We start from the raw sequence: 25,409 nt of genomic DNA on the forward strand, positions 1-25,409 counted from the left end.
GCCCGGAGGCAGCCACCTCCTTTTCGCAAAAGGGCTTTGAAATGAGACAATTGTGGCAAATGTGGCAAGAAGGCTTTCCAGACAAGTCCATCGCGCAGATCGAAAGACTCGCTGCCGAAAAAGATCTTAAGGACGGAATTTCCCTGAACACAGGCGAGGATCAGAGCTTGCATCGCAGGAGCAAGATCTGCTGGCTGAACGAGCAATATTGGCTACGGGACCAGCTATACTGGTACGTCATGGAGGCCAATCGCGCCGCGTTCGGTGTAGATGTGTGCAACGTCGCTGCCTTGCAGTTTACAGAATATCATGGCGAGAAGAAGGGCGGTTACGAATGGCACAGGGACGTCATCTACAAAACTGACCGAGCCTTTGACCGCAAAATCAGCATCATCGTGCAATTGAGCGATTCGCACGAATATGAAGGCGGCGATTTTGAATTTAGCGAGTGCCAAAACCCGGCGAACGTCCGCCAGAAGGGGGCTGTGCTGGTATTTCCCAGCTATGTGACTCACCGCGTAACGCCGGTCACCAAAGGCATTCGAAAATCGCTCGTTGCCTGGTTCGAAGGGCCAAAATGGCGGTGACATGCCTGCCGCCGCGCCTTGAGCATCATGAACAAATTTCTGCCGCTTTCGGAATGAAGCCGTCATTCTCGGTGACATATCTTGATGACCCTTTGCCACCCAGGATTTGCCAATCAGAATCGATCAAATAGTGCATGTAGAACGACTGCGATATTGCGGTCATCGAGGGGCATGCCAGATTTGAGACAAAGCGCTAGATCATTTGCCGGCGACTCCTTCATGAGCTTTTGATAGGCCAGCGCTTTTTTCCGTCTTTACGGGAGACGCTTGGAATATGACAACGCTTGTTTGTCATATTCCAAGCCTTGCCGGTCAGGATATCGCCCGGACAATGCCGCCATCTACACGCAAGGCCGCACCATTTATGGCCGAGGACTTGGGGCTGCAGAGATAGGTAACAAAGGAGGCGATTTCTTGAGGATCGATCAGGCGCTCGATCAAGGATGTTGCCCGATTTTCCTGCATGAACTTCTTCTCTGCCTGGTCATATGGCAAGTCCGGGAAAACATCCTGAACGAATTTTTCGACGCCTTCTGTCCGGGTTGATCCCGGCAGCACCGAATTGACCGTCACATTCGTGCCTTTGGTAAGCTCGGCGACGCTTCTGGATAGCGACAATTGCATGGTCTTCGTCGCGCTGTAATGGGCCATTTCCGGAGCCGGGTTCAATGCGGATTCGCTGGACATGAAAAGCACTTTGCCAGCATTTCTGGCAAGCATGGCTTGCAGATAATGGCGGGTAAGTCTTACGCCGCTCATGATATTCACTTCAAACAAGCGTTGCCAGGACTCGTCGGACTCGTCGAAAAAGCCGACCGCCTCGTAAATGCCGAGATTGTTGATCAGGATATCCACTTCCGCAAATTTCGTGATGGTTGTCTGACAGCCGTCGGGCGTTCCGTTGTCGGCCACAAGTTCGTTCAATTTGGCGTCGGAAACATCCTGTCTTATCGACTGGATCGCCCTGTCGACGCTCGCCTGCGTTCGACCGTTGACAATAACGGTCGCCCCTTCAGCGGCGAGCGAGCGCGCTATCTCCAGACCGATCCCTCCGGTTGAAGCCGTGACCAGGGCGGTTTTATCATTGAGGTCCAAGTTCATCTTATATCTCTTTTCCGTTTCTTGCGGAATGGGTTCCCGCTGGTGATGCATCGGATATGCAATATGGATTGTTGCGGATAAAGAGGCTTATAAACATTAGATAATTGCGTTACATGCAATTATGCAAATAAACTCTCACGAACTCCTGACGTTTGTCACGGTCGTCGATTGCGGTCAGGTTGGCCTGGCTGCGCAAATGCTCGGCCAGAACCCGTCCAGTATAAGCCGGACATTGGCAAGGCTCGAGGAAAAGCTTGGCGTAACCTTGCTGGCCCGCACGACCAGACGGCAGCAATTGACGGAGGAAGGTATCTTTTTCCTCGAGAAATCTCGGCTGGTGTTAAGCGAGATGAAATCGTCGGAAGATCTCCTCAAGGATCGTGACGGAACACCCTCCGGGCGTCTGCGCGTCGATGCGGCCTCACCGTTCATTCTGCATTGCGTTGTGCCGCACATTCCGCTTTTCTGCCAAAACTATCCGCAGATCGAGCTCGAGCTGACCAGCAGCGAAGGCAATATTGATCTGATCGAGCAGCGCACCGACGTCGCTTTGCGTATCGGCACCCTGAAGGATTCCGGACTTCACGCGAGGTTGCTCGGCGTGTCGCAACTCCGGTTGCTGGCCAGTCCGGATTATCTGTCTCGCAGACATGCACCGCAAACGGTCGAGGAACTGGATCAGCATGACCTGATCGGCTTCACCCAACCCGAGAGCCTGAACAGCTGGCCGCTGAAATCGGCAAAGGGGGCCCAATGGAAGGTTGATCCCCGGACCAAAGCATCGAGCGGTGAAACGATCAGACAACTCGCCCTGCACGGACAGGGCATCGCCTGTCTGGCCGACTTCATGACTCACGAAGATCAGCGGCAGGGCCGGTTGATTCCGGTCTTGGACGAACACACGATCCCGGATTGGCAAGAGGTGAGCGCGGTCTTTTATCGACAAACCGAGCTGGCCTCCCGAATCCGTGTCTTCATTGATTTCATCGTTGAGAAAGCGGTTCAGTCAGGAGGGATGCGACCCACTGGCGTTGGTGCGGGCGATATTTACAAGTCCGGAAGCCATTCTTAAATCATAGCCAGACTTATAGCGTCTGCGTTCGAGATCTATCGCACGGTGGCTGCGCCGCGGCCAATATCTCAGGACACGGCCCTCAGGCCCTTTTTCGGCAGTTGATCATCATCCGACGTGACCCGGCCAGCAGCGGTGCGCGTCGGCAGGCCAAATATCGGCTCCCGCCTTCCCACCTGAATCTGTTGCGCGTGTTCGAGCAGCAGTTCGGTCGCGCTTTCGCGCGGAACAGCGGCGGAATAGAGATAGCCCTGCCCCAGTTTGCAGCCCATTGCTTCCAGCAGACTGGCCTGATCTTCGGTCTCGATACCCTCGGCGATCACCCGGATGTCAAGCTTGCGCGCAATGCTGAGCAGGCCTTCGATAATTGCGAGCCCCCTGTCGCCAGGGCGCAACTGGCTGACGAAAGACCTGTCGATCTTGATGATATCCACCGGCACCGTCAGCAAATGGGTAAGCGAAGCAAAGCCGGTGCCGAAGTCGTCCAGTGCCACGCGCAGGCCATGGGCCCGCAGCGCCTTGATCTCCTGCGCGACAACCGGATCGTTTTGCCCGAGATAGACCGATTCCGTCACCTCCAGCACGACATGTTTCAGCGGCACATTTTCCCGGCCAAAGGCGGTCTTGATCCGGTCGTAGAGCGTACCGCTGTGAAAATCGGCGGACGAGATATTGATCCCCACATGCTGGAAGGGAATCCCGCATTCGAGCCAGGACCGGACATCGGCAGCAACCAGCGCCAGCATGCCCTCGGTCAGCTTGGCGGCAACGTCGACGTCGGTAGTGGCCTGGTGGAAGGCCCCTGCCGAAACAATATGGCCCCCCGGCTTGCGCAGCCGGCAAAGCGCTTCCATGCCAACGATCTCGCCACTATCAAGCCGGACGAGCGGCTGGTAATAGGCCTCTATCCGGCCTTCATCGAGCGCGACATCGACATCCTGAATCACCTCGATCCGGCGTTTGATTGCTGTACCGATGCCGGGCCAATACCGGACAAAGCCGCCACGGCCGGTTTCCTTGGCATGATAGAGCGCAAAATCGGCATGGCGGTGGACCGTTTCGGCGTCATGCTCGCCCGGCGAAAGTGCTGCACCGCCGATCGTCGCGCGCGGCTGGATCATATGGCCGCAGCAGCTGGTAACCACACCGATCGCGTCCAATATGCGAGAAGCCGTTCCGCTGAGATCGGCGACCGCCCCGCTTTCCTGCAGGATGATCGCAAATTCGTCTCCGCCGAGCCGGAATGCATGGTCGGGAAGCACGCTGGACCTGATCCGCTGCGCCACACTCTTCAGTAGCTCGTCTCCGGCCTGATGCCCGAATGTGTCGTTGATCATCTTGAGATTGTCGACATCGACCACCAGCAGGGCCCATGTTCCGGGTTCCTCGCAGGACAGACGGCTCAAGGCCGCATCAAAGCCCGACCTGTTCGGCAGGTCGGTCAGCGCGTCGATCGAGGCCCTGCGTTCGCGCTGGAGCATCCGGTCGTGCCGTTCCAGCGCAATTGCGCAAAGATGGATACTGGCGCTGACCAGCTGTTTTTCGCGCGCCCGCGGCATCCGCTTTTGCTTGAAATATAGCGCGAAGGTACCGAATACCACGCCTTCCGAATTATAGATTGGCACCGACCAGCAGGCCTTGAAGCCGGAGGGCAGGACATGTTCCTTGAACGCCGACCAGCGCGCGTCATTTTCGATATCGGTAACAACCACCGCCTCACCCAGATAGGCCGCGCTGCCGCAGGACCCGACATTGGGGCCGATCATCAGACCATGGATCAGTTCGGAAAATTTCTCGGGGAGACTGGGTGCAGCCAGCGGATAGATGGTTCCGTTATCCTCGACCCGCAATACCGAACAGGCGATATCGGGCAGCAAAAGCTCCAGCTCCAGACACAGTCGTTCCACCGTAACATCCAGCGAGACACCCGTAGCGATCATCTCGAGAATCTTGTTTTGGAACAGCAGCAACCGGCGATTTCCTTTTTACTCGGGAATGACTCAGTTCAAATTTACCGGATCGGAGTAAACAGAAGATGAAATATTTCCGAAGCGGACCTTTACATGAAGATTTACGGCAGGACGGCCTGCGGATTAAGACGCGAATTGCGAGAAATTCATCCGGCCGGCCAGCGATATTACAGAGGGCGCGAGCGGCGGCCAATATAAGCATCTGGAGAATGATGGTCAGTTGACGGGTTGACGATCATCTAGCCCGCCAACCGTTTTTCATAGGCAAGCACATCGGCACGCAGCCGGAGCGCATCCTGATAGGCATTATGCGGTACCGCGCTGCCTTCGCCGGAACTGACAAGTTCGGCGTCGACCAGATGAAAACGGATATTGCGCACCGGCTTCATCAGGCCGGGACCGATAACCAGCAATCGCGCCGCATGGGCGATATCTTCCGGCCAGTCCGCAACCAGTTGCGGTTCCGGATCATCGCCCAGATAGTCGGCAAACCGGTCGGCGACATCGCTGCGCGACATGGGCTCTATATCCAGCACGGGCATGATATGCTCGATCACCCAGGGCGTCGGACTGGAACATTCGATCGCCGCATAAAAGGGCGCCCGCCCATCGTCTTCGGGCACCAGTGCGATCGAAATCAGGTCACCGCAAAAACCGTTGAATTCCGTATCAAGAAAATAGCGCATTGTTGAATATCTCCCGCATATTTATGCCAGATCACCACGGCTCTGTTGCTTCGGAACGCGCAGTTGATGACAATGTCACTCTAGCCGAACGGCCGGTAAATATCCGCCTGCGGCCGGGTAAACCACTCCGGCCCCGCTTCCGTCATGTAGAAATGATCTTCCAGCCGGATGCCATATACGCCGGGCACCACGATCATCGGTTCGTTGGAAAAGCACATGCCGGCCGCCAGCGGCGTCGCATCGCCTTTCACCAGATAGGGGCCTTCGTGGATGTCGAGGCCGATACCGTGGCCGGTGCGATGAGGGAGTCCCGGAAGGTCATAGTCGGGGCCCAGACCATGGCTGATCAGGACATCGCGGGCGGCCTGATCGACATCTTCGCAGGGCGTGCCGATGGCGGCGCGGTCAAAGGCGGCTTGCTGGGCCTGTTTTTCCACGTTCCACAGCCTCTCGATCCCGCTGTCCAGTTTGGAAAGGGCATAGGTGCGGGTGATGTCGCTATTATAGCCGTCAATCGTGCAGCCGGTGTCGATCAGGATTAACTCGCCCTCCTGCAGCGCCGGGTCGCCCGGTACGCCGTGCGGATGGGACGTCACTTCGCCAAATTGAACGGCGCAAAAGCTGTTGCCGCCATCGGCGCCACCGGCGCGGTGCAGGCGGTCGATTTCGGCGATGACTGCGCTGGCTTTCATGCCCGGCTTGATCCACTCGAAGACCGTCTGATGGACGGAGAGCGTGAGCTGCATGGCCGCGATCATCAGGTCGATTTCGGCTTGTGACTTTTTGGCGCGCAGCGGCGCGATGATCGAAGCGGCAGAGCCGTGGATCACCGGCTTCTCAAGTTGTGCCACCGCATCGAACAGGCGCGCGGCATGGCCGTAGGAACATTCCGGATCGAGCGCGCATCGCTGGCAGCCGTGATCCGCCAACAGAGAAGCGATCAGCGCGAAAGGGCTTTCATGCTCCTCCCAGAAGGCCATTTCCGAGGCCATCGGGAATTTCGCCCGGATCGCCGATTCCTCGAATTTCGGGCAGATGAAGATATTGCGGTCTGCCGTGACCAGCACGCCGACGAAGCGTTCACTTTCGTAAAAAGGCTCGGCGAAGAAATAGCGCATATTGCTGCCCGGCGTGATGAGGGTCGCATCAATGCCGCCTGTCGCCATAGCGCTGCGCAACCTGTCCAGCCGCTGATCGCGTTCGGCATTGCCGATCGATGGCGGTCGCGATATTATGGTCATGGTCAAATCTCCAAAAGGGGCGGCTCGCCTCTGATATAATGTGACCTTTAGACCTCAGCCACCACTATAGTCGAGATAACTGTCGTCACGGGCCAGCGAGATCAGCGTCAGACCGCAGGATCGGGCGCGTTCGATGGCGATGCTGGTCGGGACGGAGATCGTCACCAGGGTGGTGGCTCCGGCGATCACCGATTTCTCGACAATCTCGTAGCTGCAGCGGGATGTTGTCAGGACGAAGCCGGTCGATAGCGAGCGGCTGTCGCGGGCCATCGCGCCGATCAGCTTGTCGAGCGCATTATGACGACCGACATCTTCGCGGATGCAGACAATGGCACCGGTCTCGTCGACCCAGGCCGCAGCGTGGACGCCGCCGGTGGCCTTGTTGAGCGGCTGGTGGTCATGCAAGGCGGCGAGCGCGCCGAAGATATGCTCTTTGTCGACTGGCTGGTGCGCGCTGACCTTTGGCAAGGGCTGGGCAACCAGTTCGAGATTTTCCAGCCCGCAGAGGCCGCAACTGCTTTCGGCAACACGGATACGCGCGCGTTCGAAAACCGCGTCTGCTTTTTCCGACGCTACATTGGCGCGGATGATCCAGCCTTTTTCGTGTTGATGGACATTGATCGCGCCCAGTTGATCAGCCCGCTCGACCAGCCTTTCGGATATGGCAAAGCCGGTGACAAAATCTTCGAGGTCCGATGGCGTCGCCATCATCACCGCATAGCCGATACCGTTAAACTCGATCGAAACCGGCGCTTCGATCGCGACCTGTCGATCTTCTTTATCCGCTGCGGCAGCACCGGGGCGAATGACCTTGGCGGTGTATTCGTCCATCTATGCGCCGGTGGCGGCAGGATCAGCGGCGGGTGTCTGCGCCTTCTGCGCCATTATCCCGATAGCGAGAGCGGCGACATCCGAAAGGTCATTCCCTGCCCCGTCGGCAACGGCCGCGATGATCCGGCGCTTCATGCGCGGGTCCCAATAGAGCAGAATATGGCTGGCCACGGCTTCGGCAGCGGCGTCGCGGTCCAGTGTGCCGAAATTGCGCGCGATCTGGTTGACCATATGGACGAGATGATCGAGCGTGTTCATTCCGCCGGTTCAACTATCTCGATGCGCCGCGCCTGATCCGAAAGTTGCTCGTAATCGGCCTGCCAATCGGTCGGACCGTTGGAAGCGGCGACCTGCACGGCAGTGACCTTATATTCCGGGCAGTTGGTTGCCCAGTCGCTATATTCGGTGGTCACGACATTGGCCTGGGTCGCGGGATGGTGGAAGGTGGTATAGACGACGCCCGGTGCGACCCGTTCGGTCACCGCCAGGCGCAAGGTTGTCTCGCCCGAACGGCTCGACAATCTGGTCCAGTCGCCATCCTTCAACCCGCGGTTTTCCGCATCCGTCGGGTGCATTTCCAGCAGGTCTTCCGGATGCCAGGCGGTATTGTCGGTGCGCCGCGTTTGCGCGCCAACATTATAGTGGGACAATATCCGCCCGGTCGTCAGCAGCAGCGGGAAGCGCGGGCCGGTCTTCTCGTCGGTCGGCACATAATCGGTGACGACAAATTGACCTTTACCACGAACGAAACCATCGACATGCATGATCGGCGAGCCATCGGGCGCGGCTTCGTTGACCGGCCATTGCAGCGAGCCTTCTTTCTTCAACCGGTCAAAATTCACACCGGCGAAAGTCGGCGTCAAGCGGGCGATCTCGTCCATGATCTCGGACGGGTGGGTGTAGTGCCAGTCGAGCCCCATGGCATTGGCCAAAGCCTGGGTAACTTCCCAGTCCTCCATGCCGTTGACCGGCGCCATCACCTTGTTGACCAGCTGGATGCGGCGCTCGGCATTGGTGAAGGTGCCGCTTTTTTCGAGGAAGGTCGAGCCGGGCAGGAAGATATGCGCGTAATGCGCGGTTTCGTTGAGGAACAGGTCGTGGACGATCACGCATTCCATCGCGGCGAGCCCTGCCGAGACGTGTTTGGTATTGGGGTCGGATTGCAGAATATCCTCGCCCTGGACATAGAGCGCCTTGAATTCGCCATCGACGGCGGCATCGAGCATATTGGGAATCCGCAGTCCGGGTTCCGAGTCGATCGACACGCCCCAGTCGGCCTCGAACAAGGCGCGGGTATCGGCATCGGAAACATGGCGATAGCCGGACAGTTCGTGCGGGAAGCTGCCCATGTCACAGGCGCCCTGGACATTATTCTGGCCGCGCAATGGGTTTACGCCGACACCGCGACGCCCGATATTGCCGGTTGCCATCGCAAGATTGGCAATGGCCATCACCGTCGAGCTGCCCTGACTATGCTCGGTCACGCCGAGCCCGTAATAGATTGCGCCGTTGCCGCCGGTAGCGAACAGCCGGGCGGCAGCGCGAAGCTCTTCGGCGGGCACACGGGTGACCGGTTCCAGTCTTTCCGGCGCGTGGCGCTCGTCGGAAACGAAAGCGGCCCATTCGGCATATTCGTCCCAGTCGCAGCGCTCGCGAATGAAGGTTTCGTCGGCCAGTCCTTCGGTGACGATGACATGGGCCATGGCGGTGAGAACCGCGACATTGGTGCCGGGTTGCAGCGGCAGGTGGTGCGTTGCCCTGATATGCGGGGATTTGACCAAAGCGATCTGGCGCGGGTCGATGACGATCAGCTTTGCGGCAGGCTTGCCGTCGATGCCGCGCAGACGTTTCTTCATCCGACTGGCGAAGACCGGGTGCGCATCGGTCGGATTGGCGCCGATCACCAGGATGACATCGCTATCCTCAATGCTGTCGAAATCCTGCGTGCCGGCGCTGGTGCCGAATGTGGTTTTCAAACCGTAGCCGGTGGGCGAGTGACAGACGCGCGCGCAGGTATCGACGTTGTTATTGCCGAAACCGGCACGGATCAGCTTCTGCACCAGAAATGTCTCTTCGTTGGTGCAGCGCGACGAGGTAATACCGCCGACGCTGAGACGGCCATATTTTTCCTGAATGCGTTTGATTTCGCTCGCCGCATAGCCGAGCGCTTCGTCCCAGCTGACTTCCCGCCAGGGCTGGTCGATGCTTTCGCGGATCATCGGCTTGGTGATCCGGTCCTGATGATTGGCATAGCCCCAGGCGAAGCGCCCCTTCACGCAGCTATGGCCGCGATTGGCCTTGCCATCTTTCCACGGTACCATGCGGACCAATTGCTCGCCGCGCATTTCGGCGCGGAAGGTGCAGCCAACGCCGCAATAAGCGCAGGTGGTGATTTCGGTGCGGTCGGGCTTGCCGATTTCGGTGACCGCCTTTTCCTGCAGCGTCGCCGTCGGGCAGGCCTCGACACAGGCACCGCAGGATACGCATTCGCTGGTCAGGAAATCGTCGGTCGGCAGACCAGCGGAAATTTTCGAGGCAAAGCCGCGGCCATCCATGGTCAGCGCGAATGTCCCCTGCACTTCATCACAGGCCCGCACGCAGCGCGAGCAAGCGATACATTTGGACGGATCAAAATCGAAATAGGGGTTGGATGTGTCCTTGACCTCGCCAAGATGGTTGGCGCCTTCATAGCCATAGCGGACATCGCGCAGCCCGACATTGGCCGCCTGATCTTGGAGCTCGCAATCATTGTTGGCGCTGCAGGTCAGGCAGTCGAGCGGGTGATCGGAGATATAAAGCTCCATCACGCCCTTGCGCAATTTCTGCAGATGCGGCGTCTGGGTTTTTACGACCATGCCGTCTTCGGCCGGCGTGGTGCAGCTTGCCGGCGTGCCCCTGCGGCCTTCGATCTCGATCAGGCATAGCCGGCAGGAGCCGAAGCTTTTGACATTGTCGGTGGCGCAGAGCTTGGGAATATTATTGGCGATTTCCGCCGCCGCGCGCATCACGCTGGTGCCGGCCGGAACGCTGACTTCGCGGCCGTCGATGGATAGCGTCACGATGTCGCTGGCCTTGGAGGCCGGTGTGCCAAAATCCTTTTGCGGCTGATAGGTCATGATATGTCCTTTACCATATCGGCGCTCGCTCCGAAATCCTCGGGCCAGTGTCTGATCGCGCTCATCACCGGATAAGGCGTAAAACCGCCGAGTGCGCACAGCGATCCGAATTTCATCGTCTCGCAGAGATCGGAAATGAGCGACAGTTCCTCGTCCGTGCTGCGGCCCTGTTTCGGGGCATTGTGCATCTGCGGCAGGCTCTCGACAGAGTCCGCTGCCGCGCGCCCGCCCGTCTTGATCCGGTCCAGCACTTCCATCCCGCGCACCGAACCCAGCCGGCAGGGCGTACATTTGCCGCAGCTTTCGGCTGCGCAAAATTCCATCGCGAAGCGGGCCTGCGCCAGCATGTCGGCGCTCTCGTCAAACACGACAATACCGCCGTGGCCAATGAGGCCGTCGGCTGCGGTGAAGGATTCATAGTCGAACGGAAGGTGGAAATCGCTGGCCGGGTGGAATGCACCGAGCGGACCGCCGACCTGTACCGCCTTGACCGGCTCACCGCTTTCGGTGCCGCCTCCAATATCGTTGACAAGCTCGCCGAGCGTGATCCCGAAGGCAGTCTCGAACAGGCCGCCATGTTTCAGATTGCCGGCCAGCTGGATCGGCATGGTACCCCGCGAACGGCCCATGCCATAATCGGCATAAGCTTTGGCACCATTGGCAAGGATATAAGGCACAGCAGCGAGGGTCAGAACATTGTTCACCACCGTGGGTTTACCAAACAATCCTTCCAGAGCCGGCAGTGGCGGCTTCGCCCTCACCTCGCCGCGTTTGCCTTCGAGGCTTTCGAGCAAGGATGTTTCCTCGCCACAGACATAGGCACCGGCTCCAACCCGGACCTCGATGTCAAAGGGCGTGACGATATGCGCGCTGGCCAGAATCGCGGCGTTCAACTTGGCAATCGCGTGGGGATATTCGCTGCGGACGTAGATATAGCCCTTGTCTGCCCCGACGGCGAGACCGGCAATCGCCATGCCCTCGATCAGGCAATAGGGGTCGCCCTCCATCAGCATCCGGTCAGCAAAGGTGCCGCTGTCGCCTTCATCGGCATTGCAGACGATATATTTTTGAGGTCCGTCTGCGCTGGCGACCGTCTTCCACTTGATCCCGGCCGGGAAGCCCGCACCGCCGCGCCCGCGCAGACCGGAATCGGTAACCGTTTCGATCACGGCATCGGCACCGGCTGCGCGCGCCTTTTCCAGACCGAGCCAGCCCCCCGTCGCCCGATATTCATCCAGATCGAGCGGCTGCGTGATGCCGGCCCGCGCGAAGGTCAGACGCTGTTGTCTGGCAATGAACGGATGGTTCGCGATTCTGCCGATATTCAGACCGGACGATCCGTCCAATATCGCCGCAACATCGTCGACCGTCGCCGGTCCGTAGCCGATGCCGTCGACCTCAACCAGCGGCTCCAGCCAAGACATGCCCCAGCTTGAAACGCGGATGATGTCGGCATCGGGCGCGGCCTTGGCAATCGCCTCGGCGACCTGATCCGCACCGCAAGCAAGAGCAAGCGCGTCATCGGATATGGCGATCCGCAACGTCACAGGGCTTCAATCAATTGTGTGAGCTTCCCGACATCGAGTCTGGCGTGCACATCTGCGCCGATCATCGCATTGGGGCCGACGCTGCACAGGCCGAGGCAGTAGACCGTCTCGATTTCGCACCTGTCTTTCGCCACTACCGAGATTTCCGCCGCCAGACTGTCGCAGCCGCGCGCCTGACAGGCTTCGGCGCGGCATAGTTTCAGCACCGGCAGTTTCGCAGGTTCTGATTTGAAATCGTGATAGAAGCTCACGACGCCGTGAACCTCCGCCCGGCTCAGATTGAGCGCACTGGCCAGAAAGCGTTTCGTCTCTTCATCGATACAGCCAAATTCGGACTGGATATCGTGCAGCACCGGCAACAGCGGCCCCTCGCGCCCGGCATGGGCCGCGACGATTTCACCCAGACGTGCAGTCTTGTCCATCACAGCCGGTCGGCATGCCAGCGCAGATGGTCTGCCATATAGGTGGAGATGAAATAATAGCTGTGGTCATAGCCTTCGCGCATATTCAGACTGAGCTTTATGCCGGCCTTGTCGCAGGCTTCCGCCAATAATTGCGGCTTCAGCTGCTCCTCGAGGAAATTGTCGGCGGTGCCCTGATCGACAAAAATGTCGGCGACGCGCGCGCCGTCCTCAATCAACGCGCAGGCATCATATTCGCGCCACGCTGCTTTATCGCGGCCGATATAGCCCCCGAGCGCCTTTTCACCCCAGGGGCAGTTGATCGGCGAGACAATTGACGCAAAAGCAGACACGCTTTTGAACCGGTCCGGATTGCGCAGCGCGATGGTCAGCGCGCCGTGGCCGCCCATGCTGTGACCGAATATGGCTTGGCGCTCCATATCCGCCGGAAATTCCTTGGCGATCAAGGCAGGCAATTCTGTCTCAATATAGCTGCGCATCCGGAAATGCTTTGCCCATGGCTCTTCGGTGGCATCGACATAAAAGCCGGCGCCCTGCCCCATGTCATAGGCCTCGTCGTCGGCCACGCCCTCGCCCCGCGGCGATGTATCCGGCGCGACGATGATCAGGCCCAATTCACTGGCTGCCCTGCGATATTCGCCTTTCTCCATGACATTGGCATGGGTGCAGGTCAGGCCGGACAGATACCAGAGGACCGGCAGCTTCGCGCCCTTTTCATGATCGGGAACATAGACCGCGAAAGTCATCTCCGTGCCCGTTTCGGCGGACGCATGGGAGTAGACGCCCTGCGTTCCGTCGAAACTTCTGTTGATGGAGACGGTCTCCATCAAAAGACCACCACGCTGCGGATGCTTTTGCCGGCGTGCATCAGGTCGAAGCCCTTGTTGATTTCGTCCAGCGATAGCGTGTGGGTGATCATCGGATCGATTTCGATCTTGCCATTGACATACCAGTCGACGATTTTCGGAACATCGGTCCGGCCGCGCGCGCCGCCGAAGGCCGTGCCTTTCCAGACCCGTCCGGTCACCAGCTGGAACGGCCGGGTGGAGATTTCCTTGCCGGCTTCGGCGACGCCGATGATGATGCTTTCACCCCAGCCGCGGTGACAGGCTTCGAGCGCCTGACGCATCACGTCGGTATTGCCGGTGCAGTCGAACGTATAATCCGCGCCACCGTCGGTCAGCGCCACCAGATGCTCGACGATGTCGCCCTTGATCTTGGTCGGGTTGACGAAATGGGTCATGCCGAACTTCTTGCCCCATTCTTCGCGGTCGTCGTTAATATCAACCCCGATAATCTTGTCCGCGCCAACCATCCGCGCGCCCTGAAGCACATTGAGGCCGATGCCGCCGAGACCGAAAACGATGACATTGGAGCCCGGCTCCACCTTGGCCGTATTGGTCACCGCGCCGACACCGGTGGTGACACCGCAACCGATATAGCAGCTGGTGTTGAAAGGCGCGTCGGTGCGGATTTTCGCAACCGCGATTTCCGGCACGACGATGAAGTTGGAGAAGGTCGAGCAGCCCATATAGTGATAGATCGCTTCGCCCTTGTAGGACATGCGGCTGGTGCCGTCGGGCATCAGTCCCTGCCCCTGGGTCGCGCGGATCGCGGTGCACAGGTTGGTCTTGCCGGACAGGCAGCTTTTGCACTGGCGGCATTCCGGCGTGTAGAGCGGGATCACGTGATCATCCGGCGCTACAGACGTAACGCCAGCGCCCACTTCGCGCACGATACCGGCGCCTTCGTGGCCGAGAACACTCGGGAATTTGCCTTCGCTGTCGAGACCATCGAGCGTGTAGGCATCGGTGTGACAGATGCCGGTCGCCATGATCTCGACCAGCACTTCGCCCGCCTTCGGACCCTCCAGATCAAGCTCGACGATCTCGAGTGGTTTTTTGGCTTCAAATGCTACGGCTGCGCGGGTCTTCATATTGCTGATGTCCTTCTCTTGACCTGTCGATCATATTTGTATGTTCTGCATACGGTATTCGCGAGATAAACAGCTTGTTTAAAAGCAGCCAGCAAAACATGGCTAGCCGCTTCTGGATTTGCTGGAATCCCAGAGAGCCTGTAATATCGGCATTAGATGGGGCCGTAAACGCTCGGGAATCGATAGCAGCAATTGCGTCTCGTGATTGTCCACCACGGCCTGCGCCTCCTTCAGTATCTTTTTACCTCTCGCGGTCAGCAGCAGCCCTTGAGAACGCCCGTCCACCGGCTCCTTTGATAGCAGGGATAGTTCCAGCAGCCTGGAAACCAGCGGCACCATATTGGCGCGCTGTATATCCAGCATTTTGCCGGCATCGCTTTGCGTCATCCGCGGATTGGCCTGCACCAGTATCAGCAGCGAGAAATCGCTGTGTCGCAGTCCCAACTTCGCGAGTCCCCGGTTCAAATCTGCAAGGGAAGCGGCAGCAGCGCGGCTCAAAACATATCCGGGCAAGGATGAAAGTGGGTCCAACATTCTACCCCTATAAGAAATGCTATTGGCAATAGCAATATGAAACGCTATGGACCATAGCAATTAACTGAAAATAGGGATTCGATATGGCCGACCGCAAAGAAGAAGATACCGTAGCTTATGAGATCAAAAACGGCATTGCCTTGGTGAAATTCAACCGTCCGGAAAAGCGCAACTGCATGAGCCCAAAACTCAACCGTCAAATGTTGCGGGTTCTCGATGAACTGGAATTCAACGATGATGTCGGTGTTCTGGTCCTGACCGGGGAAGGCAGCAGCTGGTCGGCCGGGATGGACCTGAAGGAATATTTTCGCGAAACCGAAGAGAAAGGTCTGCCCGGCATCCGGCAGAGCCAGCGCGAGGCCTATACATGGTGGAAACGCCTTCGCTGGTATCAGAAAACCACGATAGCCATGGTCAACGGCTGGTGCTTCGGCGGCGGCTACGGGCCGTTGCATGCATGCGACCTCGCTTTTTGTGCAGATGAAGCGCAATTCGGCCTGTCAGAAATCAACTGGGGCATATTGCCGGGCGGCGGCGCGACCAAGGTGGCCACGAACCTGATGCCGCTGCGCAAGGCCATGTATCATGCCTTGCTCGGCGAGAATCTGAGCGGACAGGAAGCAGCGGAAGCCGGTCTGGTCAACGAATCCGTGCCGCTAGACCAGCTGGAAGCGCGGGTTACCGAAGTCGCGAACAAATTGCTCAAGAAGAATCTCGCGACGCTGAAAGCGTCCAAGGATGCGGTCAAGCGAGTCATGGAAATGACCTTCGACAATGCCGAAGATTATCTGATCCGCGCGCAGGAGGCACTGAATTTCCATGACAAGACCCACGGCCGGCAAGAAGGCATGAAACAGTTTCTCGACGACAAGAGCTACAAGCCGGGCCTCGGAGAATATGACAAATCAAAGGCCGGAACCGGTCGGGATTAAACGAAGCGTCGGTTTTTCGCCCTCCGGACCTTTCGCCTGGCCATTGACAATAGGCTGCAGCTGTTCAAACAGCACCGCTTTCGTATTGATGGCCAACGCAACCCGGAATGACAGATAGACCATGCAGACACATCGACAGATATTGACATTATCCTGCCCGGACCAGCCAGGACTGGTTGCCAGCGTGGCCAAGATACTTGCGGATAACGGGGGCAATATCGTCGACTCGCAGCAGTTTAACGACGCTGAAACCGGCCATTTTTTCATGCGCGTGGTCTTCGATCTGCCGGCCAGTGGTAATGCCGACACCATCGCAGACGCGCTGCAGGATTTCGCAGCGGCCAATCAGGTCTCGTGGAAGCTGCGCGGTAGCGACGAGCGGCCAAAGGTGATGATCATGGTCTCCAAATTCGACCATTGTCTCGGCGACCTGCTCTATCGCCACCGCATCGGAGAATTGCCGATGGAAGTGGTCGGCATCATCAGCAACCATCCGCGAGACGTGCTCAAGATATCGATCAACGGCGATATTCCCTTTCATCACCTGCCGATCACAAAAGAGACGAAGCCGCAACAGGAAGCGCAGGTCAAACAACTGGTGACCGATAGCGGCGCGGATCTCGTGGTGCTGGCGCGCTATATGCAGATATTGTCAGACGATCTCGCCGCTTTTCTGTCCGGCCGTTGCATCAACATCCATCACAGTTTCCTGCCCGGATTCAAGGGTGCCAGACCCTATCATCAGGCTCATGCGCGCGGCGTCAAGATGATCGGCGCTACCGCCCATTATGTGACCCCCGATCTCGACGAAGGGCCAATCATCCATCAGGATGTCGAAGCGATAAGCCATGCCGATACGCCCGAAGCGCTGGTCAGCAAGGGACGCGATATCGAACGCCGGGTGCTGGCGCAGGCGGTCCATTACCATCTCGCAGACCGGGTGCTGCTGAACGGACAGAAAACGATTGTTTTCAAGAATTGATCGTGCCGGCAGAGGGTGCTGGCCCCTCCGGCAGGCTTAAGCAAATTCCTCGGTATCGATGGTTTTCTGAATCATCTCGCCATAGCGCGGGCCGGCGACACTCTGCTGATTGATCAGGGCATCGAGCCGGGCCTGCGTATCCGCGGAAAGCTCCCAGTCCCATCGCGCCAGATTTTCTTCGAGATGCGCGATGGAGGCGGTTCCGGGGATGGCCACAACATGTTCGCCGCGGGACAAAATCCAGGAGAGAGAAAGCTGCGCGGGCGTAACGCCCTCTTCTTCTGCGATCGCATTGAACGCGTTGACCAGTTCCAGATTGTTCGGCCAGTTGTCTGCGTTGAAGCGCGGCATATTGCGGCGCAAATCCTTCTCGGCCAGCGCATTCACGTCGCGTACGCCATTGGCCAAAACACCGCGCGCGACCGGAGAGAAAGCGACCAGCGTTGTACCCAGATCTTTGCAAGCACCCAGCACCGCAATCTCCGGATTGCGGGTCCATAACGAATATTCGGTCTGGACGGCGGCAATGGGATGTTCAGCCGCTGCTTGTCTAAGCGTCTTAGCCGACATTTCGGACAAGCCGATGCTGCCGATTTTGCCTTCCTCGATCAACTCCGCCATCGCGCCAACCGATTCCTCGATCGGCACGGTAAAGTCCCGGCGGTGCATATAATAGAGATCGATATGATCGGTCTGCAGCCGGGTCAAAGATTCCTCGACACATTTGCGGATCGCCGCCGGACTACAATCGACGCCACGTTTGTCGCCATCTATCACGAGCCCCATTTTGGTCGCGAGAAAAAACTCTTTCCGGCGGCTTTTCAGAGCATTGCCGATCAGCGTCTCGTTGTGACCGAGGCCGTAAATATTCGCCGTATCAAGATGGTCATAGCCGAGGTCGAGCGCGCGGTGCAGCAGCTTCGAGGCATCCTCTTCAGACGGCGGCACACCATAAGCCCAGGATAGCGACATGCAGCCGAGTCCAACCGGATTCATCTCCCGGCCATTGATCGTCCGTTTTGATATGCTCATAAAGGCAACCCCACATAATTTTCCGCAATGCTGGTCTGCGCTGCCATACTATCGGCGATATAATCAAGCTCGGCCATCTGCATATTGCGTTCAAACGGACCGTCTTCGGGAAAACGGTGCATCAGCTTGGTCAGCGACCAGCTGAAACGTTCGGACTTCCAGACCCGCGCCAGAGCCTTGGCCGAATAGCCCGCCACCGCGTCATTATCCGCGCGCTTGAAAAAACCGGTTAGCGCGTCGGACAGATAGGCCACATCGGACGCAGCAAGATTCAGGCCCTTGGCGCCGGTGGGCGGGACGATATGTGCAGCGTCACCCGCGAGAAACAGGCGGCCGTGACGCATCGGCTCGAACACATAGGAACGGAGCGGCGCGATACTTTTCTCGATCGCCGGACCGCGCGTGATATTGGCTGCCGCTTCCGGGCCGAGACGAATGCAAAGTTCATCCCACAGCCGTTCATCAGGCCAGTCCTCGACTTTTTCGGTCAGCGGAACGTCAATATAATAGCGGCTGCGGATTTTCGACCGCATCGAGGCCAGCGCAAAGCCGTTCTCGTGATTGGCATAGATCAGCTCTTCGTGACAGGGCGGCACATCGGCCAATATGCCCAGCCAGCCAAACGGATAGACGCGCTCATATTCCTTCGCGACGGCTGCGGGAATCGCCTTTCTGGACGGGCCGTGATAACCGTCGCAACCTGCGATAAACTGTGCCTCTATCCGAATTTGCGTTCCGTCTTTTTCATAAGTGACAGAGGGATTGTCGCTCTCGATATCGTGCAGCGCAACGTCAGCCGCTTCATAGATGATCTCGAGACCGCGTCCGGGCGCCGCATCCATCAGGTCCCGCGTGACTTCCGTCTGGCCATAGACGGTCACATATTTTCCGGTCAGTCCCAGCGTGTCGATCCGGATAAGCCGCTCGCCGTCGGCCAGTGCGAAGCCTGCCTCTTTCAGCCCTTCGGCATTCAGCCGCTCGTTGATGCCCAGCCGGTCCATCAGATCCGTGGTCGTCCGTTCGAGTACGCCTGCCCTGATCCGCCCAAGCACATAATCCGGCGACTGGCGCTCGACGATGACGCAGTCGATACCTTCCGCGCGCAATAAATGCCCCAAGAGCAATCCGGCCGGCCCCGCGCCAATTATGGCAACCTGGGTTTTCACGCGAGTTGCTGTTCCAGATCGTGTAGCACCTTGTAGCAGGGCAATACCTGCGCCACCGAGCTATTCGGCTCCCGGCCTTCGCGGATGGCGGCGATAAATTCGCGGTCCTGCAATTCGATGCCGTTCATCGACACATCGACATTGGACACGTCAATCGCCTCTTCCTTGCCGTTCACCAGATCGTCATAACGCGCGATATAGGTGTCGGTGTCGCCGATATAACGGAAGAAGGTCCCGAGCGGCCCGTCATTGTTGAAGCTGAGCGACAAGGTACAGATTGCGCCGCTTTCCGCCTTCAGCTGGATCGACATATCCATCGCGATGCCCAGTTCCGGATGGATCGGTCCCTGAATGGCATTGGCCTGCACAATCGGTCCTGCCTGATAGGCGAACAGATCAACCGTATGGGCAGCGTGATGCCAGAGCAGATGATCGGTCCAGCTGCGCGGCTGGCCCTTGGCGTTCATATTCTGGCGGCGGAAGAAATAGGTCTGCACATCCATTTGCTGGATATTGAACTCGCCCGCCTTGATCCGGTTGTGCACATATTGATGCGAAGGATTGAAACGACGCGTGTGCCCGACCATGCAGACAAGGCCGGTTTCTTTCTGCTTGTTCAGCACCGCTTCGGCATCGGCCAGGCTATCGGCCAACGGGATTTCGACCTCGACATGCTTGCCAGCGTTCATCGCCTTGATCGCCTGATCGGCATGCATCTGCGTCGGTGTGCAAAGGATGACCGCATCGACATCGTCGCGTTCCAGCATGGCTTCATAATCGGTGGTGGCAAAGCCCACGCCATATTTGTCGGCCATTTCCTGCGTCGGTTCCTGACGCCGGCCGACCAGAGCGGTCACTTCAACGCCGTCGATATTTTTCAACCCGTCGAGATGTTTCTCACCAAAAGCGCCGCCACCGGCAAGTGCGATTTTCATATTTCCTTCTCCGTCGAAATTAATTGTCGGGTTCGAGCACGATATGCCCGATCGCCGTGTTGCTGCAGGGGATATGATAATGGCGGTGCAGGCATCTGGTTTTCCTGCCGAGCGCGCCACGCATCACCAGCCACATCACCATCTCGATGCCTTCGCTGCCAGTCTCGCGCAGATATTCGATATGCGGAATATGGCGCGCGGCATCGCTGTCGCCGACCATCATGTCGAGAAACCGATTGTCCCATTCGCGGTTGAGCAGGCCGGCCCGCGGCCCCTGTAGCTGGTGGCTCATGCCGCCGGTTCCCCAGATCTGGACATTCAGATCGTCGGGGAAGCTCTCGACCGCTTTCCTGATCGCCTCGCCCAAGGCCCAGCAGCGATTGCCCGAGGGTGGCGGATAGGTCACGACATTGACCGCTATCGGGATGACTTTCGTCGGCCATTTTTCCGGCTGGCCGAACATCATCGACAGTGGCACGGTCAGTCCGTGATCGACATCCAGATCGTTGATGATCGTCATGTCGAATTCGTCCAGGATCAGGCTTTGGGCGATGTGCCAGGCAAGGTCCGGGTGGCCCTCGACATCCGGAACGGGACGCGGCCCCCAGCCCTCGTCGCAAATCCCGAAACTATCGCCGCAGCCAATCGCGAACGTCGGGATGAGGTTCATGTCGAAAGCCGACGCATGGTCGTTGTAGACGAGGATGACAACATCCGGCTGTTCCTGCTTCTCCCATTCTTTCGTCCATTCATAGCCCTTGAAAATCGGACCGAAATAATCGTCCTGAGTCTTGCCCTGGTCGACGGCGACGCCGAGCAAAGGCACGTGGCTGGTTGCCACGCCTGCTGAAATATGCGCCATATCAGTTGCCTTCCCTGATCGAGCGATTGCCTTCGGCCGGCCGCCCGCCCGCCATCATCATCGCCTGATAATCCTCGACGCTCATCCCCGTCATCGAAGAGACAGCCTGTACGAAGGACAGGCCGTCGGTCGAGAAGACCTTGGCGAGATAGTAGATATTGCCGCCGAGCTCGAGCAGGCGGTTATAGTCGCGATCGAGCACCGCCTGGCGTTGCGCGTCGGACAATTTCCAGTCGGCGAGATAGGCTCTTTCGTCCGCCTTCCAGCGTTCTCGATTCTCGGGTTTCATCAGGCTCATGGCAAACTGGTTCAGATGATAGCCCTGTCGCGCGCGCGATGCTGTATAGACGCGCGTACCGGGGATATCGTCCAGATCGCTGAGATATTCGTGGATATTCTGTTCGGTCATGAAGCAGCCTCGGCCTTTCTGGTTCGATCGATCATCTGGCGGGCGCGAACGCCGCCTTCATCGATATTATAGGCTTGCAACTTGCGATCGGGATTGGCGGCTATCGAGCGCTGTTGCGCTTCCAATATTTCGACATCCTCTGCGAAGACACCGCTCTGCTGCTGACGGAAACGGGCACCAAAACCGGGGTCATCGGTGCGGAAATCCCGCGCCATGCCCCAGAAATAGTGGCTGTGCGTTTCGTCCTGCGGTGTCATTACATCGACGACAAAGCCGCGCACGCCTTGGTCATGTTTTTCTATCGTCGCGCCTGCTTCCACTGGCGCAACGCCCACATCGATAATCACCGCCGACGGCGCGATAAATTCGCAAATTTGCCAGCGGTCAACCCGCCCCTCTTTGCCAAGCGCACCTTTCCAGAAAGGTGGCGGGTCGATATCGGGAATCCAGCGTTCGACAAACACCCGGTCTTCCGTGACCCGCGTTTCAAGCGGCGCTTCCATCAACTCTTGCTGGCCGATAGAGCCCTGATGGACATAGGTCTCGTGCGTCAGGTCCATCAGATTGTCGATCAACAGCCGATAGTCGCAGGCAATGGAATAATAGCCCCCTTCAAAGGCCCAGCCTTCTGCCGAGCAGGGCCACAGATCCGGGATCAACTCGGGGTCGGCGGGCGCATCGCCCATCCAAATCCAGACGAAACGATGCCGTTCGTGCACCGCGAACGCCTCCGTGCAAATGCGTTTGTTCACCGGATCGGATTTCAGCGGCATTTCCTCGGCAACGCCGTCCGGACCGATTTTCAGCCCGTGATATTTGCAGCGGATGGAATCGCCTTCCTTGATGCCCATGGACAGTGGCAGCATCCGGTGCGGACAGGCGTCGCGCATGGCGACAACCGCTCCGTCCAGCTTGCGCCACAGCACGACCGGAACGCCCAATATCGTCCGGCCAAGCGGCTGCGGGCCGACCTCGTAGTCCCAGCCGGCTACATACCAGGCGTTCTGGATCCAGCTTGTCACAGCCCCCTCTCCTTCAACTGCGCATCCAGCCGGGGATAGACCCGCCGGGCATTGCCCTCGAAAATCGCGTGCCGTTCGGCGTCGCTGATATCGAGCGCGTCGACATAGCGTTTCGTGTCGTCGAAATAATGGCCGGTTTGCGGATCGATACCGCGCACCGCGCCGACCATCTCACTGCCGAACAGGATATTCTTGTTGTCGATCACATCGGCCAGCAAGGTGACGCCCGGCTGGTGATAGACGCAGGTGTCAAAATAGACATTGTTCATCACATGGCCGGACAGATCGGGCTGTTTGAGCATATCGGCGAGGCCGCGATAGCGCCCCCAGTGATAGGGCACCGCTCCGCCGCCATGCGGGATGATGAAGCGAAGTTCCGGAAAATCCTTGAACAGATCGCCCTGAATGAACTGCATGAAGGCAATCGTGTCGGCAGCGATATAATAAGCGCCGGTGGCGTGCATGGCGGGGTTGCAGCTGCCGGAAACATGGATCATCGCCGGCACGTCCAGCTCGACCATTTTTTCGTAAAACGGATACCAATATTCGTCGGTCAACGGTGGATGTTCAAACTTGCCACCGCCGGGATCGGGATTGAGATTGCAGCCGACAAAGCCCATGTCGACACAGCGTTCCAGTTCCTCAATGCTGCCCTGCATATCCGCCTTCGGACTCTGCGGTAACATGCAGACAGGGACGAATATCTCGGGATAAAGTTCGGCGCAGCGCCGGATCAGATCATTGTTCACCTGCGCCCATTTTCGTGCGACGCTTTCATCGCCGATATGCGGTGCCATCGCAGAGGCGCGCGGGGAAAAGATCGTCATGTCCGCGCCGCGTTCTTTCAGCAGCCGGATCTGGTTGGCTTCCAGCGTCTCGCGAATCTGGTCGTCGGAAATATCGGGATAGGGCCCGACCGGCTCGCCAGCGGCAAAAGCCGCCCTCTGCGCTTCCCGCCATTCATTATGCGCGGCCGGCGCGGTGGTGTAATGACCGTGACAATCGATAATCAGGCTCATGCGGCCAATCCTTTCCTGTTCGCCATTTCCCGCTGGCGGACGATCGTGCCCCTCGTCATCAGCGGCTCGATGCCCAGAGCTTCGAGGGTCAGGGCAACCTGCTCCATTTCTTCCGCGCGGCGCAGCCCGTGGCTGGTCATGCGCTCGATATTATAGTCCGCCCTTGTCGCCCATTCCGGGCCGAGCGACTGCAAGACATCGTCAGCCACTCCCGCCTCTTGGGCCGCGAGCATCATTTCCGCGGTCAGCGCTTCCACGCCCTTGACCATGACCGAGCGGATCATCTTGATCGACGACGCCTTGCCGACGTCGCTGCCCACAACGCGGATATTGTCAAAGCCGAGACCCGCCAGAACGGCGGCGCCTTCGGCAGCATCGGTGCCGGACAGCAGCAGTGGCACCGACAATTCGGCAGGCTGCACCGGTGCCATGACCGCGACGTCGACATAGCGCCCGCCTGCTTCCTCGATGACCTTTGCCGCCGCCCGTTTCGTGTCGGGGGCGACCGAGTTCATATCGAAATAGAGCGCACCCGTCGCGATGCAGGGCGCTGCATTTTCGGCCACAGCCTGTGCCTGACCGGCGGTAACGAGGCTGAGAATAGCAGCGGCCTCTTTCAGGGCGTCCGGCAGGCTATCGCATCCGGTGACACCAGCCTCAGCATAGTCTGATGTCTTGTCCTCGATATCATAAACGCGCGCCGCAGCGCCCCATGCGCCACCCCGCGCGAATGTCGCGCCTGCCTCGCCAAAACCGATAAGAGAAACGGATTTTATCATCGCTCAACGCTATCGGCACGCCGCGAATTCTGCCAATCGGAAAGCGGAACGGGGTATAAGCTAAAGCGAATTCAGTCTTTCGCCGCTTGCTCCAGCATCGCCAGAAAATCCCGTTGCATTGCCGTCGGCATCCAGCCGGTCCGGGTCGTCACACCGATGGTCCGGTGCAATCCTTCCGGCGGCTGCCCGATTGCCGAGAGCCATTCTGCCTCCAGTTCAACGGCAACCTGATCGGGCGAAAGCAGGGTCAGGAAATCGCTTTCGAGCAATATCTGCCGGATCGTGATCACCGAGCCGCATTCGATCGGAACATCCGGACATTCGATGCCCGCAGATTCAAACATCTGTTCCCATCGCATACGCAGCGGCGTGCCCGGTGCCGCGATGATCCATGGATAGCTGGCAAGTTTTTGCAGATCGCCCGGCTGGTTCCGCAACGGATGATCGCGGCGTCCGATGATCACGGGATGATCTTCGAACAGCGATTGTTGCTGCACATCGTCGCCAGGGACGGGATCGCGTAGAGCCCCGACCAAAAAATCCAGCTCGCCATCGCGCAGCGGCTCGATCAGCTCGGCGTGGCTGCCTTCGATGATGCGGATCTCGCTTTCGGGATAAGCCTTGTGGAATTGTGAGACGGCCTTCGGCAGCAGGCGCGCGCGGCACAATGGCATGGCGCCTATCGCAACTGTCCCGGTTTCCCGCCCCTTCAGCGCCTCAAGCTCCGACAATCCTGCAACAAGTTCCGCCCGTGCCAGACGGAAGGATCGGGCCAGAGCGCGCCCCTGCCCGGTCAGCGCCATGCCTTTGCCGCGCCGCTCGAGCAATTTGCGTTTCAGCGCAATCGCCAGATTGGCAACCGAACGATGCAGCGATGGCTGGGCCAGACCCGACATGGCGCTGGCTGTCGGGTAGCTGCCATGTTCTGCTACCGACAGGAAGGCACGGACCTGCGCCATAGTCACACGAGTCGAACCGATATTGGCCAGCGCAGCTTCGATCCGTGGCGCGAATATGGTTGCAGCGGGCGTCGGAGACATGCCGTCGGTGTGCCGCTCAAACAGCGGCTGCCCCAATTGCGTCTCCAGCTTCACCAGCCCTTGCGTTATCGCCGGCTGGGTCAGATTTACCGCATCTGCAGCAGCGCTTATGCTGCCTTTGTCGCAGATTTCCTTTGCGGCGTACAAATGGCGCAAATTGAGGTCCCATATCTCCATGGACCAAGGAT

Annotated in this window: 25 protein-coding genes; 4 read left to right on the forward strand and 21 right to left on the reverse strand. The window is 58.6% G+C overall.

What is annotated here, in order from left to right; all coding sequences use genetic code 11:
- Nucleotides 1–41: 41 nt before the first annotated feature.
- Nucleotides 42–587, forward strand: coding sequence for a 2OG-Fe(II) oxygenase (locus tag CHN51_RS00800; protein WP_100092326.1), 546 nt, complete (start codon nt 42–44; stop codon nt 585–587).
- A gap of 312 nt (nt 588–899) precedes the next feature.
- Here CHN51_RS00800 and CHN51_RS00805 read toward each other — a convergent pair whose 3' ends face one another.
- Nucleotides 900–1,688, reverse strand: coding sequence for an SDR family oxidoreductase (locus tag CHN51_RS00805; protein WP_100092327.1), 789 nt, complete (start codon nt 1,686–1,688; stop codon nt 900–902).
- Between the two features lie 121 nt (nt 1,689–1,809).
- Here CHN51_RS00805 and CHN51_RS00810 point away from each other — a divergent pair, with 121 nt between their 5' ends.
- A complete protein-coding gene (locus CHN51_RS00810; protein WP_100092328.1) occupies nt 1,810–2,760 on the forward strand; it encodes a LysR family transcriptional regulator in 951 nt (316 codons plus the stop codon).
- Between the two features lie 68 nt (nt 2,761–2,828).
- On the opposite strand, the gene CHN51_RS00815 is transcribed toward CHN51_RS00810, so the two are convergent.
- The 11 genes from CHN51_RS00815 to CHN51_RS00865 all read right to left on the reverse strand — a co-directional run bounded on the left by CHN51_RS00815 (nt 2,829) and on the right by CHN51_RS00865 (nt 14,953).
- Entirely contained in the window at nt 2,829–4,730 is a 1,902-nt protein-coding gene (locus CHN51_RS00815) for an EAL domain-containing protein (RefSeq protein WP_206169922.1), read from the reverse strand.
- A 239-nt stretch (nt 4,731–4,969) separates the two neighbouring features.
- Nucleotides 4,970–5,416, reverse strand: a complete 447-nt coding sequence (locus CHN51_RS00820; RefSeq protein WP_100092329.1) for a hypothetical protein — start codon at nt 5,414–5,416, stop codon at nt 4,970–4,972.
- 80 nt (nt 5,417–5,496) lie between these two features.
- Nucleotides 5,497–6,657: a Xaa-Pro peptidase family protein gene (locus tag CHN51_RS00825; protein WP_100092330.1), complete on the reverse strand. Its 1,161-nt coding sequence runs from the start codon at nt 6,655–6,657 to the stop codon at nt 5,497–5,499.
- A gap of 54 nt (nt 6,658–6,711) precedes the next feature.
- On the reverse strand, nt 6,712–7,488 hold the full coding sequence (gene fdhD, locus CHN51_RS00830) for a formate dehydrogenase accessory sulfurtransferase FdhD (RefSeq protein ID WP_100092331.1): 777 nt from the start codon (nt 7,486–7,488) through the stop codon (nt 6,712–6,714).
- Complete coding sequence (locus CHN51_RS00835; protein ID WP_100092332.1) at nt 7,489–7,746, reverse strand: formate dehydrogenase subunit delta; 258 nt, start codon at nt 7,744–7,746, stop codon at nt 7,489–7,491.
- Nucleotides 7,743–10,604, reverse strand: a complete 2,862-nt coding sequence (gene fdhF / locus CHN51_RS00840) for a formate dehydrogenase subunit alpha (RefSeq protein WP_100092333.1) — start codon at nt 10,602–10,604, stop codon at nt 7,743–7,745. Before fdhF ends, CHN51_RS00835 begins: the two co-directional genes overlap by 4 nt.
- Entirely contained in the window at nt 10,601–12,145 is a 1,545-nt protein-coding gene (locus CHN51_RS00845; protein WP_100092334.1) for an NADH-ubiquinone oxidoreductase-F iron-sulfur binding region domain-containing protein, read from the reverse strand. The genes fdhF and CHN51_RS00845 overlap by 4 nt, the downstream gene beginning before the upstream one ends.
- Nucleotides 12,146–12,147: 2 nt before the next feature.
- Complete coding sequence (locus CHN51_RS00850) at nt 12,148–12,573, reverse strand: NAD(P)H-dependent oxidoreductase subunit E (protein ID WP_100092335.1); 426 nt, start codon at nt 12,571–12,573, stop codon at nt 12,148–12,150.
- Entirely contained in the window at nt 12,573–13,400 is an 828-nt protein-coding gene (gene fghA, locus CHN51_RS00855) for an S-formylglutathione hydrolase (RefSeq protein WP_100092336.1), read from the reverse strand. The genes CHN51_RS00850 and fghA overlap by 1 nt, the downstream gene beginning before the upstream one ends.
- Nucleotides 13,400–14,509, reverse strand: coding sequence for an S-(hydroxymethyl)glutathione dehydrogenase/class III alcohol dehydrogenase (locus tag CHN51_RS00860; protein ID WP_100092337.1), 1,110 nt, complete (start codon nt 14,507–14,509; stop codon nt 13,400–13,402). The genes fghA and CHN51_RS00860 overlap by 1 nt, the downstream gene beginning before the upstream one ends.
- A gap of 102 nt (nt 14,510–14,611) precedes the next feature.
- Nucleotides 14,612–14,953, reverse strand: a complete 342-nt coding sequence (locus tag CHN51_RS00865) for a MarR family winged helix-turn-helix transcriptional regulator (RefSeq protein ID WP_123906203.1) — start codon at nt 14,951–14,953, stop codon at nt 14,612–14,614.
- A 173-nt stretch (nt 14,954–15,126) separates the two neighbouring features.
- On the opposite strand from CHN51_RS00865, the gene CHN51_RS00870 reads away from it, so the two are divergent.
- Complete coding sequence (locus tag CHN51_RS00870) at nt 15,127–15,975, forward strand: p-hydroxycinnamoyl CoA hydratase/lyase (protein ID WP_100092339.1); 849 nt, start codon at nt 15,127–15,129, stop codon at nt 15,973–15,975.
- Nucleotides 15,976–16,096: 121 nt separating this feature from the next.
- Nucleotides 16,097–16,957: a formyltetrahydrofolate deformylase gene (gene purU / locus CHN51_RS00875; RefSeq protein WP_100092340.1), complete on the forward strand. Its 861-nt coding sequence runs from the start codon at nt 16,097–16,099 to the stop codon at nt 16,955–16,957.
- Between the two features lie 36 nt (nt 16,958–16,993).
- On the opposite strand, the gene CHN51_RS00880 is transcribed toward purU, so the two are convergent.
- From CHN51_RS00880 to CHN51_RS00920, 9 genes are all read right to left on the reverse strand, one after another.
- Nucleotides 16,994–17,989 (reverse strand): aldo/keto reductase, encoded by a 996-nt coding sequence (locus tag CHN51_RS00880; RefSeq protein ID WP_100092341.1) that lies wholly within the window; start codon nt 17,987–17,989, stop codon nt 16,994–16,996.
- Nucleotides 17,986–19,155 carry a 4-hydroxybenzoate 3-monooxygenase gene (gene pobA, locus CHN51_RS00885; RefSeq protein WP_100092342.1) on the reverse strand — a complete coding sequence of 390 codons (1,170 nt, stop codon included), beginning with the start codon at nt 19,153–19,155 and terminating at the stop codon, nt 17,986–17,988. The genes CHN51_RS00880 and pobA overlap by 4 nt, the downstream gene beginning before the upstream one ends.
- Nucleotides 19,152–20,090, reverse strand: coding sequence for a Gfo/Idh/MocA family oxidoreductase (locus tag CHN51_RS00890; protein ID WP_100092343.1), 939 nt, complete (start codon nt 20,088–20,090; stop codon nt 19,152–19,154). Before CHN51_RS00890 ends, pobA begins: the two co-directional genes overlap by 4 nt.
- Before the next feature lie 19 nt (nt 20,091–20,109).
- Nucleotides 20,110–20,952: a class III extradiol dioxygenase subunit beta gene (locus CHN51_RS00895; protein WP_100092344.1), complete on the reverse strand. Its 843-nt coding sequence runs from the start codon at nt 20,950–20,952 to the stop codon at nt 20,110–20,112.
- A 1-nt stretch (nt 20,953) separates the two neighbouring features.
- Complete coding sequence (gene ligA, locus CHN51_RS00900; RefSeq protein WP_100092345.1) at nt 20,954–21,361, reverse strand: protocatechuate 4,5-dioxygenase subunit alpha; 408 nt, start codon at nt 21,359–21,361, stop codon at nt 20,954–20,956.
- Complete coding sequence (locus CHN51_RS00905; RefSeq protein ID WP_100092346.1) at nt 21,358–22,383, reverse strand: aromatic ring-hydroxylating dioxygenase subunit alpha; 1,026 nt, start codon at nt 22,381–22,383, stop codon at nt 21,358–21,360. The genes ligA and CHN51_RS00905 overlap by 4 nt, the downstream gene beginning before the upstream one ends.
- Nucleotides 22,380–23,402, reverse strand: a complete 1,023-nt coding sequence (locus tag CHN51_RS00910) for an amidohydrolase family protein (RefSeq protein ID WP_100092347.1) — start codon at nt 23,400–23,402, stop codon at nt 22,380–22,382. Before CHN51_RS00910 ends, CHN51_RS00905 begins: the two co-directional genes overlap by 4 nt.
- Nucleotides 23,399–24,181 carry an NAD(P)-dependent oxidoreductase gene (locus CHN51_RS00915; protein ID WP_100092348.1) on the reverse strand — a complete coding sequence of 261 codons (783 nt, stop codon included), beginning with the start codon at nt 24,179–24,181 and terminating at the stop codon, nt 23,399–23,401. Before CHN51_RS00915 ends, CHN51_RS00910 begins: the two co-directional genes overlap by 4 nt.
- A gap of 71 nt (nt 24,182–24,252) precedes the next feature.
- Nucleotides 24,253–25,398 carry a LysR family transcriptional regulator gene (locus CHN51_RS00920; RefSeq protein ID WP_100092349.1) on the reverse strand — a complete coding sequence of 382 codons (1,146 nt, stop codon included), beginning with the start codon at nt 25,396–25,398 and terminating at the stop codon, nt 24,253–24,255.
- Nucleotides 25,399–25,409: the final 11 nt, after the last annotated feature.

Origin of the sequence: Sphingorhabdus sp. YGSMI21 (assembly GCF_002776575.1) — a bacterium.
GTDB lineage: Bacteria > Pseudomonadota > Alphaproteobacteria > Sphingomonadales > Sphingomonadaceae > Parasphingorhabdus.

Coding starts and splice junctions, on each gene's coding strand:
- CHN51_RS00800 (WP_100092326.1), top strand. CDS start 42: ATGAGACAATTGTGGCAAATGTGGCAAGAAGGCTTTCCAGACAAGTCC.
- CHN51_RS00805 (WP_100092327.1), bottom strand. CDS start 1,688: ATGAACTTGGACCTCAATGATAAAACCGCCCTGGTCACGGCTTCAACC.
- CHN51_RS00810 (WP_100092328.1), top strand. CDS start 1,810: ATGCAAATAAACTCTCACGAACTCCTGACGTTTGTCACGGTCGTCGAT.
- CHN51_RS00820 (WP_100092329.1), bottom strand. CDS start 5,416: ATGCGCTATTTTCTTGATACGGAATTCAACGGTTTTTGCGGTGACCTG.
- CHN51_RS00825 (WP_100092330.1), bottom strand. CDS start 6,657: ATGACCATAATATCGCGACCGCCATCGATCGGCAATGCCGAACGCGAT.
- fdhD (WP_100092331.1), bottom strand. CDS start 7,488: ATGGACGAATACACCGCCAAGGTCATTCGCCCCGGTGCTGCCGCAGCG.
- CHN51_RS00835 (WP_100092332.1), bottom strand. CDS start 7,746: ATGAACACGCTCGATCATCTCGTCCATATGGTCAACCAGATCGCGCGC.
- fdhF (WP_100092333.1), bottom strand. CDS start 10,604: ATGACCTATCAGCCGCAAAAGGATTTTGGCACACCGGCCTCCAAGGCC.
- CHN51_RS00850 (WP_100092335.1), bottom strand. CDS start 12,573: ATGGACAAGACTGCACGTCTGGGTGAAATCGTCGCGGCCCATGCCGGG.
- fghA (WP_100092336.1), bottom strand. CDS start 13,400: ATGGAGACCGTCTCCATCAACAGAAGTTTCGACGGAACGCAGGGCGTC.
- CHN51_RS00860 (WP_100092337.1), bottom strand. CDS start 14,509: ATGAAGACCCGCGCAGCCGTAGCATTTGAAGCCAAAAAACCACTCGAG.
- CHN51_RS00870 (WP_100092339.1), top strand. CDS start 15,127: ATGGCCGACCGCAAAGAAGAAGATACCGTAGCTTATGAGATCAAAAAC.
- purU (WP_100092340.1), top strand. CDS start 16,097: ATGCAGACACATCGACAGATATTGACATTATCCTGCCCGGACCAGCCA.
- CHN51_RS00880 (WP_100092341.1), bottom strand. CDS start 17,989: ATGAGCATATCAAAACGGACGATCAATGGCCGGGAGATGAATCCGGTT.
- CHN51_RS00890 (WP_100092343.1), bottom strand. CDS start 20,090: ATGAAAATCGCACTTGCCGGTGGCGGCGCTTTTGGTGAGAAACATCTC.
- CHN51_RS00895 (WP_100092344.1), bottom strand. CDS start 20,952: ATGGCGCATATTTCAGCAGGCGTGGCAACCAGCCACGTGCCTTTGCTC.
- ligA (WP_100092345.1), bottom strand. CDS start 21,361: ATGACCGAACAGAATATCCACGAATATCTCAGCGATCTGGACGATATC.
- CHN51_RS00910 (WP_100092347.1), bottom strand. CDS start 23,402: ATGAGCCTGATTATCGATTGTCACGGTCATTACACCACCGCGCCGGCC.
- CHN51_RS00915 (WP_100092348.1), bottom strand. CDS start 24,181: ATGATAAAATCCGTTTCTCTTATCGGTTTTGGCGAGGCAGGCGCGACA.
- CHN51_RS00920 (WP_100092349.1), bottom strand. CDS start 25,398: ATGGAGATATGGGACCTCAATTTGCGCCATTTGTACGCCGCAAAGGAA.